The organism is Streptomyces botrytidirepellens (assembly GCF_003721215.1).
Lineage (GTDB): Bacteria > Actinomycetota > Actinomycetes > Streptomycetales > Streptomycetaceae > Streptomyces > Streptomyces himastatinicus.
Window position 1 is genome coordinate 1 of sequence record NZ_RIBZ01000793.1, and the last position, 12,983, is coordinate 12,983.

Consider the following 12,983-nt stretch of genomic DNA (forward strand, 5'->3'; position numbering starts at 1 on the left):
GAGCCCGACGGCCGCCGCGAGCGCCGCGGCCTCGGCCGACCCCGCAGCGGAGGAGTCCGGCGCCGACACGGGTGCCGGTGCGGACGAGGGCGCGGACGCGGGCGCCGGGTCCGGCCAGACGATCAGCTGCCCGGACGTCGCCGGTGAGATCGGCGACGTGCCGGCCGCCGCCCAGGCGGAGGTGGACCGCAACCTCGCGCTCCTGGACACCCAGCTCAGCGAGGCCAACAAGAGACTTTCGACCTCCGCGGGCGAAGGCGGCCCGAACTTCGTGCAGAACGCGATCCTGGGCCCGCTGGAGGACAAGCGGAAGTCCACGATCGACCGCATCAAGATCTCATTCTCCCGCCAGGGCTCGACCGCCCCCTCCGGTCTTGACGCTCTGGCGGGCTGCTCGCTCGCATCCGGCTGAGTCCCCGGCGTAAGGCTCGGCTGATGTGAGCGTTCTACCGGTGGGCCGTACTTTTCTCTGCGGAGTACGGCCCACCGGCTATTTCCCGTGCGCGGGTTCGTATGCGCGGGCCCCGGCGTCAGGGAGGCGTCAAGACGGCGCCCGGCGCCGTAAGGGAGCCGTCAACGGCGGGCCCACGCGCCCCCCGCGGGGGTTTCCTCAAGAGGACAGCACTCCACCGATCCTCTAGGAGCCCACGATGGCCGATCTGGCCTTCGTCGTCGCCACGCTCGCGGTCTTCGCGCTGGTGGCCCTCGTCGCCAAAGGGGTGACGAAGCTGTGACCGCCGAGAACGTCGTCGGCCTGGTCGTGGCCGTCGCGCTGTTGGGCTATCTGGTCCTCGCCCTCCTCTTCCCCGAGAGGTTCTGAGGGCGACATGAGTTCCGAACTTTCCACGGTGCTCCAGCTCGCCGCGCTCATCGGCGCGCTCGCCCTGGTGTACCGGCCGCTCGGCGACTCCATGGCCGCCGTCTACGGCTCCGGCAGGCATCTGCGCGCCGAGCGGTGGATCTACCGCTGCATCGGCGCCGACCCCGACGCCGCGATGCGCTGGCCCGCGTATCTGCGCGGAGTGCTCGCCTTCTCCGGCGTCAGCGTCCTGTTCCTGTACCTGCTCCAGCGCGTCCAGGGCGGTCTGCCGCTCTCGCTCGGCTTCTCCTCGATCACCCCGGCGCAGGCGTTCAACACCGCCGCGTCCTTCGTCTCCAACACCAACTGGCAGTCCTACGCGGGCGAGCAGGCCATGGGCCACGTCGTCCAGACGGCCGGGCTCGCGGTGCAGAACTTCCTGTCCGCCGCCGTCGGCATCGCGGTGGCCATCGCCCTCGTCCGAGGCTTCGCCCGCTCCCGCACCGGCGAGCTGGGCAACTTCTGGGCCGATCTGGTGCGCACGGTCGTCCGCGTCCTGATCCCGCTGTCGGTGATCGCGGCGGTCGTGCTGGTCGCGTGCGGTGCGATCCAGAACTTCGCGGGCATCCACGAGGTCGGGCAGCTCACCGGCGGCAGCCGGCGGATGAACGGTGGCGCGGTCGCCTCGCAGGAGGCCATCAAGGAGATCGGCACCAACGGCGGCGGCTTCTTCAACGCCAACTCCGCCTTCCCGTTCGAGAACCCCAACGCCTTCACCAACCTCTTCGAGATCTTCCTGATCCTGGTCATCCCGTTCTCGCTGACCCGCACCTTCGGCGTGCTCGTCGGGAACGTCCGGCAGGGGTACGCGATCCTCGCCGCCATGGGCCTGATCTGGCTCGGCTTCACGGCGCTGATGATGTGGACCGAGTTCCACCACGGCGGCCCGGCGCTCCGGGCGGCGGGCGGCGCGATGGAGGGCAAGGAGCAGCGGTTCGGCGTCGGCGCGTCCTCGATCTTCGCGACGAGTACGACGCTCACCTCCACCGGAGCGGTGGACGCCATGCACTCCTCGCTCACCGGCTTCGGCGGCGGCATCGCGCTGCTGGGCATGATGCTCGGCGAGATCGCCCCCGGCGGGGTGGGCTCCGGCCTCTACGGCATGCTGGTCATGGCCGTGATCGCGGTCTTCATCGCGGGGCTCATGGTCGGCCGTACGCCCGAGTACCTGGGCAAGAAGATCGGCTCCCGCGAGATCAAGCTCGCGGCGTGCTACATCCTCGTCACCCCGACCCTGGCGCTCGGCTTCACCGCCCTGTCCATGGTGCTGTCCACCCCGCCGGACTCGATCCTCAACACCGCGGGGAACGCGACCGGCCACAGCGGGGCGCACGGCTTCTCCGAGGTGCTGTACGCCTTCACCTCCGGCGCCAACAACAACGGCTCCGCCTTCGCGGGGCTGAACGCCAACACCGACTGGTACAACACCACGATCGGCCTGGCGATGCTGCTCGGCCGCTTCCTGCCGATGGTCTTCATCCTGGCGCTGGCCGGTTCGCTCGCCGAGCAGAAGCCCGTCCCCGAGACGGCGGGCACCCTGCGCACCGAGAAGCCGCTCTTCGCGGGGCTGCTGGTCGGCGCGATCGTCATCGTCACCGGTCTCACCTACTTCCCGGCCCTGGCCCTTGGCCCGATGGCGGAGGGACTCTCATGAGCACCACCACCCCCGTACGCCCCGCCCCCGGCGGGATGAGCCCGCACCGGCACGACCCCGAAGGCGGCCGGGTCTCCGGCGGCCTCTTCGATCCGAGGCAGCTGCTCACCTCGCTGCCGGACGCCTTCCGCAAGCTCGATCCGCGGGTGATGGCGAAGTCCCCGGTGATGTTCGTGGTGGAGATCGGCTCGGTGCTCACCACCGTGCTGGCCGCCACCGACCCGGGGGACTGGTTCGGCTGGGCGATCACGGCCTGGCTCTGGCTGACGGTGCTCTTCGCCAATCTCGCCGAGGCCGTCGCCGAGGGCCGGGGCAAGGCCCAGGCCGACACCCTGCGCAAGGCCAAGACCGACACCGAGGCCCGGCGGCTCGCGGACGGCGGCGAGGAGCGGGTCCCCGGCACCGCGCTGCGCGTCGGCGACCTGGTGGTCTGCGAGGCGGGCGACGTCATCCCGGGCGACGGGGACGTCGTCGAGGGCGTGGCGTCCGTCGACGAGTCCGCCATCACCGGCGAGTCGGCGCCGGTCATCCGCGAGTCCGGCGGCGACCGGTGTGCGGTCACCGGGGGGACGAAGGTGCTCTCCGACCGCATCGTCATCAAGATCACGACAAAGCCCGGTGAGACCTTCATCGACCGGATGATCAACCTGGTCGAGGGCGCCGCCCGGCAGAAGACCCCGAACGAGATCGCGCTCAACATCCTGCTCGCCTCGCTCACCATCGTCTTCCTGCTCGCCGTCGTCACCCTCCAGCCGTTCGCGATCCACGCGGGCGCCGAGCAGACGATGATCGTGCTCACCGCGCTGCTGGTCTGCCTCATCCCCACCACCATCGGCGCGCTGCTCTCCGCGATCGGCATCGCGGGCATGGACCGGCTGGTGCAGCGGAACGTCCTCGCCATGTCCGGCCGCGCGGTCGAGGCGGCGGGCGACGTGTCGACGCTGCTGCTCGACAAGACCGGCACGATCACGCTCGGCAACCGGCAGGCCGCCGAGTTCGTACCCGTCAACGGCGTGACCGAGGAGGAGCTGGCGGACGCCGCCCAGCTGTCCTCGCTCGCCGACGAGACGCCCGAGGGCCGCTCGATCGTCGTCCTCGCCAAGGAGGCGTACGGCCTGCGGGCCCGCCACGAGGGCGAACTCGGGCACGCCGCCTTCGTGCCCTTCACCGCGCAGACCCGGATGTCCGGCGTCGACGTGGACGGCACCCGGGTCCGCAAGGGCGCGGCCGGTGCCGTCGTCGCCTGGGTCGGCGAACGGGGCGGCCAGGTCCCGTCCGACGCCCAGGAGAAGGTCGACGCGATCTCCGCGGCGGGCGGCACCCCGCTGCTGGTGGCCGTCGACGACGCCCGGGGCGCGCGCGTGCTGGGCGTCATCCACCTCAAGGACGTCGTCAAGGAGGGCATGCGGGAGCGGTTCGACGAACTGCGCCGGATGGGCATCAAGACCGTGATGATCACCGGCGACAACCCGCTGACCGCCCAGGCCATCGCCGATGAGGCGGGCGTGGACGACTTCCTGGCGGAGGCCACGCCCGAGGACAAGATGGCGCTCATCAAGCGCGAGCAGGCGGGCGGCAAGCTGGTCGCGATGACCGGCGACGGCACCAACGACGCCCCGGCGCTCGCCCAGGCCGACGTCGGCGTGGCCATGAACACCGGCACCTCGGCCGCCAAGGAGGCCGGGAACATGGTCGACCTGGACTCCAACCCGACCAAGCTCATCGAGATCGTGGAGATCGGCAAGCAGCTGCTGATCACCCGCGGCGCCCTGACCACCTTCTCGATCGCCAACGACGTCGCGAAGTACTTCGCGATCATCCCGGCGATGTTCGCGGGCGTGGCGGGCTACCAGGGCCTGGACGCGCTCAACATCATGCGGCTGGCGTCGGCCCAGTCGGCGATCCTGTCCGCGGTCGTCTTCAACGCGCTCGTCATCGTCGCGCTGGTTCCGCTCGCCCTCAAGGGCGTGCGCTACCGCCCGATGAGCGCCGACCGGATGCTCCGCCGCAACCTCGCCCTCTACGGCCTGGGCGGGCTCATCGCCCCGTTCGTCGGCATCAAACTCATCGACCTGCTCATCTCCCTCATACCGGGCATCGGGTGACGTGAAGACCATGACCCTCCTCAACGGCACAGCACGCTCCACCGCCCGGCTGGCGGGCGCCGCTCTGCGCGCCCTGCTCGCCCTCACGGCGCTCTGCGGGGTGCTCTATCCGCTCGCCGTCACCGGCATCGCGCAAGCCGCCTTCCCCCATCAGGCGAACGGCTCGGAGGTGCGGGCCGACGGCCGGACCGTGGGCTCCGCGCTCATCGGCCAGACGTACACCCTCGACCGGAAGGACAAGGACGGGAACCCGCTGCCGGACCCGAAGTACTTCCAGCCCCGCCCCTCGGCGGCGGGCGCCAACACCGTCAACACCCAGTACACGATCCTCGTCTCCGGCGGATCCAACCTCGCCGCCGACAGCACGGTGCTGAGCGGGGAGATCAAGGACCGCCGCGCGCAGATCGCCGCCTTCAACGGGGTCGCGCCCGGCGCCGTGCCCCCGGACGCGGTCACCGCCTCCGGCTCCGGCGTCGACCCGGACATCTCGCCCGCGTACGCCGCCCTCCAGGTGACGCGCGTGGCCCGGGCCAACGGGCTGCCCCGCGCCGAGGTCGCCCGGCTGGTCGAGGACCACACCGAGGGCCGCGCCCTCGGCTTCCTCGGCGAGCCGCGGGTCAACGTGCTGGAGCTGAACATCGCACTCCACCAGCTGGAAAAATAGGCGAACGGGGAAAATGGGGTCATGGGACGCGGCAAACTCCGGATCTACCTCGGCGCGGCGCCGGGCGTCGGCAAGACGTACGCGATGCTGTCCGAGGGGCACCGGCGGGTCGAGCGGGGCACGGACCTCGTGGTCGGCTTCGTGGAGCACCACGGCCGCCGCCGCACCGAGGTGATGATGGCCGGTCTGGAGGAGGTGCCGCGCCGGGAGCTGGAGTACCGGGGCGCCGCCTTCACCGAGATGGACGTCGACGCGGTGCTCGCCCGCCGCCCCGGCGTCGCGCTCGTCGACGAGCTGGCCCACACCAACGTCCCCGGCTCCCGCAACACCAAGCGCTGGCAGGACGTCGAGGAGCTGCTGAAGGCCGGGATCGACGTCGTCTCCACCGTCAACATCCAGCACCTGGAGTCGCTGGGCGACGTGGTCGAGTCGATAACGGGCGTACGGCAGCGGGAGACCGTGCCCGACGAGGTGGTGCGCCGCGCCGACCAGATCGAGCTGGTCGACATGTCGCCCCAGGCGCTGCGCCGCCGCATGGCGCACGGCAACATCTACGCGCCCGACAAGGTCGACGCCGCGCTGTCCAACTACTTCCGGCCCGGGAACCTCACCGCGCTGCGCGAGCTGGCCCTGCTGTGGACCGCCGACCGGGTCGACGAATACCTCCAGCAGTACCGCGACGAGCACAGCATCCGCTCCACCTGGCAGGCGCGCGAGCGCATCGTCGTCGGGCTCACCGGCGGCCCCGAGGGGCGCACGCTCATCCGGCGCGCCTCCCGGATGGCGGCCAAGGGCTCCGGCAGCGAGATCCTGGCCGTCTACATCGCCCGCAGCGACGGCCTCACCTCAGCCTCCCCGAAGGAGCTGGCGGTCCAGCGCACCCTGGTCGAGGACCTGGGCGGCACCTTCCACCACGTCATCGGGGAGGACATCCCGGCCGCGCTGCTGGAGTTCGCGCGCGGCGTCAACGCCACCCAGATCGTGCTCGGCTCCAGCCGCCGCAAGGCGTGGCAGTACGTCTTCGGGCCGGGCGTGGGCGCGACCGTCGCCCGGGACTCCGGGCCCGACCTGGACGTGCACATCGTCACCCACGACGAGGTCGCCAAGGGCCGCGGCCTGCCGGTCGCGCGCGGCGCCCGGCTCGGCCGCTCCCGGCTGATCGCGGGCTGGCTGGTGGGGGTCGCCGGGCCCGCCCTGCTCACCCTGGGGCTCACCGCTACGGGCGCCACGCTCACCGCGGACGCCGCTCCCGGCTTCGCCAACGAGGTGCTGCTGTTCCTCTTCCTCAACGTGCTGGCGGCCCTGCTGGGCGGGATGCTGCCCGCCCTCGCCTCGGCGGCCGTGGGATCGCTGCTGCTCAACTACTACTTCACCCCGCCCACCCACACGCTGACCATCGCCGACCCGGAGAACCTCGTCGCCATAGTGATCTTCCTGGCGGTGGCGGTCAGCGTCGCCTCCGTCGTCGACCTGGCCGCGCGCCGCACCCACCAGGCCGCCCGGCTGCGCGCCGAGTCCGAGGTGCTGTCGTTCCTCGCGGGCAGCGTGCTGCGCGGCGAGACCAGCCTGGAGGCGCTGCTGGAGCGGGTCCGCGAGACCTTCGGCATGGACACGGTGGCCCTGCTGGAGCGGGAGAGCGACGTCGCGCCCTGGACCCGCGCGGGAAGCGTCGGCGGCACCGCGGGCGTGCCGCCGCCGGAGCGGCCCGAGGACGCGGACGTGGACATGCCGGTCGGCGACCACATGGCGCTCGCGCTGTCCGGCCGGGTGCTGCCCGCCGAGGACCGCCGGGTGCTGGCCGCCTTCGCCGCCCAGGCCGCCGTCGTACTGGACCGGCAGCGGCTGATGGGGGAGGCGGAGCGGGCCCGCGAGCTGGCCGAGGGCAACCGCATCCGCACCGCGCTGCTCGCCGCCGTCAGCCATGACCTGCGCACCCCGCTCGCGGCCATCAAGGCGGCCGTGTCGTCCCTGCGCGCGGACGACGTGGCCTGGTCCGCCGAGGACGAGGCCGAGCTGCTGGAGGGCATCGAGGACGGCGCCGACCGCCTCGACCACCTGGTCGGCAACCTCCTCGACATGTCCCGGCTCCAGACCGGCACCGTCGCCCCGCTCATCCGGGAGATCGACCTGGACGAGGTGGTGCCGATGGCGCTGGTCGGCGTCCCGGAGAGCGACGTCACCCTGGAGATCCCCGAGGACCTGCCGATGGTCGAGGTCGACCCCGGGCTGCTGGAGCGCAGCGTCGCCAACATCGTCGAGAACGCGGTGAAGTACAGCCCGCGGGACCGGCCCGTGCTGGTGTCCGCGAGCGCGCTCGGCGAGCGGGTCGAACTGCGCGTCGCCGACCGTGGCCCCGGCGTGCCGGACGCCGCGAAGGACCGTATCTTCGAACCCTTCCAGCGGTACGGGGACGCCCCGCGCGGCGCCGGGGTCGGCCTCGGCCTCGCCGTCGCCCGCGGCTTCGTGGAGGCGATGGGCGGATCGCTGGCCGCCGAGGACACCCCCGGAGGCGGGATGACCATGGTGCTGACCCTGCGGGCCGCCTCCGGGCCCCTGAGGGACGGCACACGCGGCACAACGGAAAGGCAGGCCGTCAGATGAACCGGGTGCTCGTGGTGGACGACGAGCCGCAGATCGTACGCGCCCTCGTGATCAACCTGAAGGCGCGCAAGTACGAGGTCGACGCCGCCGGCGACGGTGCGACCGCCCTGAAGCTCGCCGCCACCCGCCACCCCGATGTGGTCGTGCTCGACCTGGGCCTGCCCGACATGGACGGCGTGGAAGTGATCAAGGGGCTGCGGGGCTGGACCCGGGTCCCGATCCTGGTGCTCTCCGCCCGCCAGACCTCCGACGAGAAGGTCGAGGCCCTGGACGCCGGGGCCGACGACTACGTCACCAAGCCCTTCGGCATGGACGAGCTGCTGGCCCGGCTGCGCGCCGCGGTCCGCCGCGCCGAGCCCTCCGGTCCCTCGGACGCCGCGGTGGTCGTCGAGACCGACGGGTTCAGCGTCGACCTGGCTGCCAAGAAGGCGCACCGCGACGGCCGCGACGTCCGGCTGACGCCCACCGAATGGCATCTGCTGGAGGTGCTGGTGCGCAACGAGGGCCGCCTCGTCAGCCAGAAGCAGCTGCTCCAGGAGGTCTGGGGGCCCTCGTACGGCACCGAGACCAACTACCTGCGGGTCTACATGGCGCAGTTGCGCCGCAAGCTGGAGAACGACCCCTCGCATCCACGTCACTTCGTCACCGAGCCGGGCATGGGCTACCGCTTCGAGCCGTGAGCGGTGGGGCGGTGAGTTGCGTACGGGGATGCGGCGGCGCCGGGATTCGGCGGGGGCGCACCGGTACGCTGGCCGTATGAGTTCCGTACCCCAGCCCCCCGGGAAGCGTGACAAGCCGGTTGGCCGCTTCCGGCGGATGATCGACCGGCTGTCGAGCTCCCAGGAGGAGCTGCACTCCGCCGAGCTCCAGCAGGACGCGGAGGACGCGGGCTGCACCAAGATCGGCGACTGCGGCGACCGTCAGATCGTCAAGGTGACGGGTACACTGCGCACGGTCACGCTGCGGCCGCGGGCCGGAGTGCCCGCGCTGGAGGCAGAGCTCTTCGACGGCACGGCCGCCCTGGACGTGGTGTGGCTGGGCCGCCGCTCCATCATCGGCATAGAACCGGGCCGCAAGCTGATCGCCACCGGCCGGATCTCCATGAGCCACGGGCGCCGGGTGCTGTTCAATCCGAAGTACGAACTCCGACCGCTCGGACAGGAGTAGCCGGTGACGTCTGACGACAAGACGACCCCGACCGATCATCAGGATGCCGCCGCCGGCGCACGGAGCAGGGCGGCGGCGGACACCGCGCTCCTGGAGGCGTTCGGCGGGGTGCGGGGCATGGTGGACACCACCGTCCCCGGGCTGGTCTTCGTCCTGCTGTACACGATCAAGCGCGACATCCACCTGGCCGCGATCGGCGCGCTCGGTCTGACCGTGCTGCTCGCGCTGGCCCGGCTGGTGCGCAAGGAGACGCTGAAGCACGCCTTCAGCGGGGTCTTCGGGGTCGCGTTCGGCGCGATCTTCGCGATGATGTCCGGCGACGCCAAGAACTTCTACCTGCCGGGCATGCTCTACACGCTCGGCCTCGCGGTCGCGTACGTCCTCTCGGCGATCTTCCGCTATCCGCTGATCGGCGTGCTGCTGGGGCCGATGCTCAAGGAGAACCTCTCCTGGCGCACCCGCAACCCCGGCCGGTTCCGCGCCTACACCCGGGCCACCTGGGCGTGGGGGCTGATCCTGCTCGCCAAGTCGGCGATCCTCTTCCCGCTCTACTGGTGGGGTGACGTCACCCAGCTCGGCTGGGTGAAGGTGGCGCTCGGCATTCCGCCGTTCCTGCTGTGCGTCTATCTGACGTGGATCTTCCTCGCCAAGGCCCCGCCGCCGATCGACGTGATCGCCGAGATGGAGGCCGAGGAGAAGGCGGAGCGGGACCGCGAGCGCGCGCAGCGGGAGGCCGAGCAGGCCGAGCGGATCGCCGACCCGCTGCTCTCGGAGTGGACCGACCAGATCGTGAACGAGGCCCGCACCGAGTCGGCCGACCGGCGCCCGCCCCGGCACTGAGCACCCGCCCCGGCACGGACACTGAGCGGCACCACGAAGGCCCCGGGCTCCCGCACAGGGAGCCCGGGGCCTTCCGCGTGGCCCTGAGGCCGCGTGGCCCTGAGGCCGTGTGGCCCTGAGCCCTAGACCTGGCCCGCGGCGTCCTGGCGCTGCACGGACAGCAGCTGCTCCAGCTGCTCCTCGCGCGCCTGGGCCGCGACGAACAGCAGCTCGTCGCCCGCCTCCAGGACGTCGTCACTGTTCGGGGTCAGCACCCGGGTGCCCCGGATGATGGTGACCAGCGTGGTGTCCTCCGGCCACTCCACGTCGCCGACCCGGGTGCCGACCAGGGCCGCCTCCGGCGGCAGCGTCAGCTCCACGAGGTTCGCGTCGCCGTGGCTGAAGCGCAGCAGCCGCACCAGATCGCCGACGCTCACCGCCTCCTCGACCAGCGCCGACATCAGACGCGGCGTGGAGACGGCGACGTCGACGCCCCACGCCTCGTTGAACAGCCACTCGTTCTTGGGGTTGTTCACCCGCGCGACCACCCGCGGCACCGCGTACTCGGTCTTCGCGAGCAGGGACACGACCAGGTTGACCTTGTCGTCCCCGGTGGCCGCGATGACCACGTTGCAGCGCTGGAGCGCCGCCTCGTCCAGCGAGGTGATCTCGCACGCGTCGGCCAGCAGCCATTCGGCCTGCGGCACCCGCTCCACCGAGATGGCGGTCGGTGCCTTGTCGATGAGGAGGACCTCGTGCCCGTTCTCCAGCAGCTCGCCCGCGATGGAGCGCCCCACGGCGCCCGCTCCGGCAATGGCAACCCTCATCGGGCTCCCTCCTCAGGCCCCTCGTCGAACGAGGCTTCGACCTTCTCGACCTCGTCGGTGCGCATCATCACATGCACCAGGTCGCCTTCCTGTAGGACCGTCTGCGAGGTGGGCAGCATCGCCTCGCCGAGCCGGGTCAGGAACGCGACCCGCACTCCGGTCTCCTCCTGGAGCTTGCTGACCTTGTGCCCCACCCACGCGGGGGAGGTGTGCACCTCGGCGAGCTGCACCCCGCCGCTGGGGTCCCGCCACAGCGGCTCGGCGCCGGACGGCAGCAGCCGCCGCAGCATCTGGTCGGCGGTCCACCGCACGGTGGCCACGGTCGGGATGCCCAGGCGCTGGTAGACCTCGGCGCGGCGCGGGTCGTAGATCCGGGCCGCGACGTTCTCCACGCCGAACATCTCGCGGGCCACCCGGGCCGCGATGATGTTGGAGTTGTCGCCGCTGCTGACCGCGGCGAAGGCCCCGGCCTCCTCGATGCCCGCCTCGCGGAGCGTGTCCTGGTCGAATCCGACGCCCGTCACCCGGCGACCGCCGAAACCCGCGCCGAGGCGGCGGAAGGCGGTGGGGTCCTGGTCGACGACCGCGACCGTGTGTCCCTGTTGCTCCAGGGTCTGGGCGAGCGCCGCGCCCACCCGGCCACAGCCCATGATCACGATATGCATGCGTCTTACCCCGCACTCCTGATGACCGTGCTGACCTGCGCAAACACCCTGCTCACATCTTCCTTCCAGGACCTACGGGGCGACAGCGGGGCGAAGGGCCCCGATGCCGGTGCCGCACGGCGACGGAGGTCGTCCGCCACGGCGTCTGTTCCCACCGTATCCATACCCATGGGGTGATTCCCCGCCCGAGTGCACCGGGCGGGAGGAAACGTGGTGCGCGGGCGGCCCGGCGGCTACGGTGTGGGGGCGGGCGCGGATGACTGCCGCCGGAGGGTGTGCTCCCTCATCTTTGCCCGATATCCAGGATCTTCACTGAACCCTTACGGGAATTGGCAATAGAGTCCCGTGAGTTCGAACTTTGTTACGGCCGTCGGACACTCGGTCACGGCGTGGCTAAGATGATCGCCGTATTCCGTTTTCGGACGGGACATCAGGGCACTGAATCGTTCCTTCCGCGCCCGCGTTCTCTGTACGAGGTTCCTGATGACAGATCACATGACGGAGGCGGTGAGCTGGTGCCTGGCCGTCGTCCTTCTGGTCGTGTCGGTGCTTCTGATACGCCAGCGCCGGATCACCGCCGGAGTGCGCAGGCGTAACGCCACGCTCGAAGACAATGTGCGGGCCCGCGACGAGGAAGTGCAGCATCTGGTCGAGGTCCGCCTCCCGGCGATCGCGGACGCGCTGAGCCAGCCCACCCCGCTGCCCGGGCTGCGGGACGAAAAGCTGGCCGGAACGGCCTACGCGCAGAGCCTGCACGCGGTCATGGAGCACTTCGCGCGCGCGGTGGACAAGGCGCAGTCGCGGGCCGACGCCTCCGCCAAGGCCGCGCTCAAGGCGTCGATGCGCGCCCTCCAGGGCCTCGCCAACGAACAGCAGGTGTCGATCTCGGAGATGCAGGAGCGGCACGACAACCCCGACGTGCTGCGGGACCTCCTGGAGATCGACCACGCCAACGCGCAGTTCGGCCGGCGCGCCCAGGCCATCGCCGTGCTGTGCGGCTCCTGGCCCGGCCGTCAGCGCACCGCCTCCCCGATGACCGACGTCGTCCGGGGCGCCAAGTCGCGCATCCGCGACTACCGGCGGGTCCAGGTGCACGCCCTGATCGACATCGGCGTCGTGAGCCGCGCGGTGGAGCCCGTGGTGCTCGCGGTCGCCGAGCTGCTGGACAACGCCGCCCGGCACTCCCAGCCCAACACCAACGTCGAGGTCAGCCTCCAGCCGGTGCACAACGGCGCCTGCATCGTGATCGACGACGCCGGGGTCGGCATGGACGGGCTGGAGGTCCAGCGGGCCGCCGGGCTGCTGTCCGGCCAGCGCGCCGTGGACGTCTCGCGGCTGGGCGACCCGCCGCAGTTCGGCTTCGCCGTGGTGGGCCTGCTCGCCGCCCGGTACGGCTTCAGCGTCTCGGTGGACACCCGGTCCCCGTACGGCGGTGTGCGTGCCGTCCTGTTCCTCCCCAGCGCGCTGCTCACCCACGTCGACGCGGACGCGCCGGCCGCTCCGGCGGCCCACGACCCGTACGAGGCCGAGGCCGCCGCCCCGCTGCGCACCCTCCCGTCCCGCCCGACCCGCCGCCGGGCCGCTCCCCAGGCCCCCGCCGAGGCCCAGGCGCCCGTACAGGC

Annotated in this window: 11 protein-coding genes and 1 pseudogene; 10 read left to right on the top strand and 2 right to left on the bottom strand. The window is 71.6% G+C overall.

What is annotated here, in order from left to right; genetic code table 11:
- The 9 genes and pseudogenes from EEJ42_RS40545 to EEJ42_RS40585 all read left to right on the top strand — a co-directional run.
- Positions 1-412: pseudogene (locus tag EEJ42_RS40545) on the top strand (hypothetical protein); the annotation flags it as partial.
- 318 nt (positions 413-730) lie between these two features.
- The gene (gene kdpF, locus EEJ42_RS40550; RefSeq protein WP_037817630.1) at positions 731-820 is read left to right on the top strand and encodes a K(+)-transporting ATPase subunit F; all 90 of its coding nucleotides are present in this window, start codon (positions 731-733) and stop codon (positions 818-820) included.
- Between the two features lie 7 nt (positions 821-827).
- Positions 828-2,513 (top strand): potassium-transporting ATPase subunit KdpA, encoded by a 1,686-nt coding sequence (gene kdpA / locus EEJ42_RS40555; RefSeq protein ID WP_123107153.1) that lies wholly within the window; start codon positions 828-830, stop codon positions 2,511-2,513.
- Positions 2,510-4,618, top strand: a complete 2,109-nt coding sequence (gene kdpB, locus EEJ42_RS40560) for a potassium-transporting ATPase subunit KdpB (RefSeq protein ID WP_123107154.1) — start codon at positions 2,510-2,512, stop codon at positions 4,616-4,618. The genes kdpA and kdpB overlap by 4 nt, the downstream gene beginning before the upstream one ends.
- A 10-nt stretch (positions 4,619-4,628) precedes the next feature.
- Positions 4,629-5,282, top strand: coding sequence for a potassium-transporting ATPase subunit KdpC (gene kdpC, locus EEJ42_RS40565; protein WP_123107160.1), 654 nt, complete (start codon positions 4,629-4,631; stop codon positions 5,280-5,282).
- Between the two features lie 21 nt (positions 5,283-5,303).
- Positions 5,304-7,883, top strand: a complete 2,580-nt coding sequence (locus EEJ42_RS40570) for a sensor histidine kinase (RefSeq protein WP_123107155.1) — start codon at positions 5,304-5,306, stop codon at positions 7,881-7,883.
- Positions 7,880-8,563: a response regulator gene (locus tag EEJ42_RS40575; RefSeq protein WP_123107156.1), complete on the top strand. Its 684-nt coding sequence runs from the start codon at positions 7,880-7,882 to the stop codon at positions 8,561-8,563. Before EEJ42_RS40570 ends, EEJ42_RS40575 begins: the two co-directional genes overlap by 4 nt.
- Positions 8,564-8,639: 76 nt before the next feature.
- Entirely contained in the window at positions 8,640-9,050 is a 411-nt protein-coding gene (locus EEJ42_RS40580; protein WP_184503503.1) for an OB-fold nucleic acid binding domain-containing protein, read from the top strand.
- A gap of 3 nt (positions 9,051-9,053) precedes the next feature.
- Entirely contained in the window at positions 9,054-9,890 is an 837-nt protein-coding gene (locus tag EEJ42_RS40585) for a DUF3159 domain-containing protein (RefSeq protein ID WP_123107158.1), read from the top strand.
- A 122-nt stretch (positions 9,891-10,012) separates the two neighbouring features.
- Here the strand turns inward: EEJ42_RS40585 and EEJ42_RS40590 are convergent, their stop codons facing one another.
- Both EEJ42_RS40590 and EEJ42_RS40595 read right to left on the bottom strand, forming a co-directional pair.
- Positions 10,013-10,696: a potassium channel family protein gene (locus EEJ42_RS40590; protein WP_123107159.1), complete on the bottom strand. Its 684-nt coding sequence runs from the start codon at positions 10,694-10,696 to the stop codon at positions 10,013-10,015.
- Positions 10,693-11,361, bottom strand: coding sequence for a potassium channel family protein (locus EEJ42_RS40595; protein ID WP_009714521.1), 669 nt, complete (start codon positions 11,359-11,361; stop codon positions 10,693-10,695). Before EEJ42_RS40595 ends, EEJ42_RS40590 begins: the two co-directional genes overlap by 4 nt.
- A 483-nt stretch (positions 11,362-11,844) precedes the next feature.
- Between EEJ42_RS40595 and EEJ42_RS40600 the strand changes: the two genes are divergently transcribed.
- Positions 11,845-12,983, top strand: a 1,139-nt coding sequence (locus EEJ42_RS40600; protein WP_184503504.1) for an ATP-binding protein, incomplete at its 3' end; no start/stop codon positions are given.

What these genes read in the sequence shown, in the direction of transcription:
- kdpA (WP_123107153.1), top strand. Translation starts at nt 828, where the DNA reads ATGAGTTCCGAACTTTCCACGGTGCTCCAGCTCGCCGCGCTCATCGGC.
- kdpB (WP_123107154.1), top strand. Translation starts at nt 2,510, where the DNA reads ATGAGCACCACCACCCCCGTACGCCCCGCCCCCGGCGGGATGAGCCCG.
- kdpC (WP_123107160.1), top strand. Translation starts at nt 4,629, where the DNA reads ATGACCCTCCTCAACGGCACAGCACGCTCCACCGCCCGGCTGGCGGGC.
- EEJ42_RS40570 (WP_123107155.1), top strand. Translation starts at nt 5,304, where the DNA reads ATGGGACGCGGCAAACTCCGGATCTACCTCGGCGCGGCGCCGGGCGTC.
- EEJ42_RS40575 (WP_123107156.1), top strand. Translation starts at nt 7,880, where the DNA reads ATGAACCGGGTGCTCGTGGTGGACGACGAGCCGCAGATCGTACGCGCC.
- EEJ42_RS40580 (WP_184503503.1), top strand. Translation starts at nt 8,640, where the DNA reads ATGAGTTCCGTACCCCAGCCCCCCGGGAAGCGTGACAAGCCGGTTGGC.
- EEJ42_RS40590 (WP_123107159.1), bottom strand. Translation starts at nt 10,696, where the DNA reads ATGAGGGTTGCCATTGCCGGAGCGGGCGCCGTGGGGCGCTCCATCGCG.
- EEJ42_RS40595 (WP_009714521.1), bottom strand. Translation starts at nt 11,361, where the DNA reads ATGCATATCGTGATCATGGGCTGTGGCCGGGTGGGCGCGGCGCTCGCC.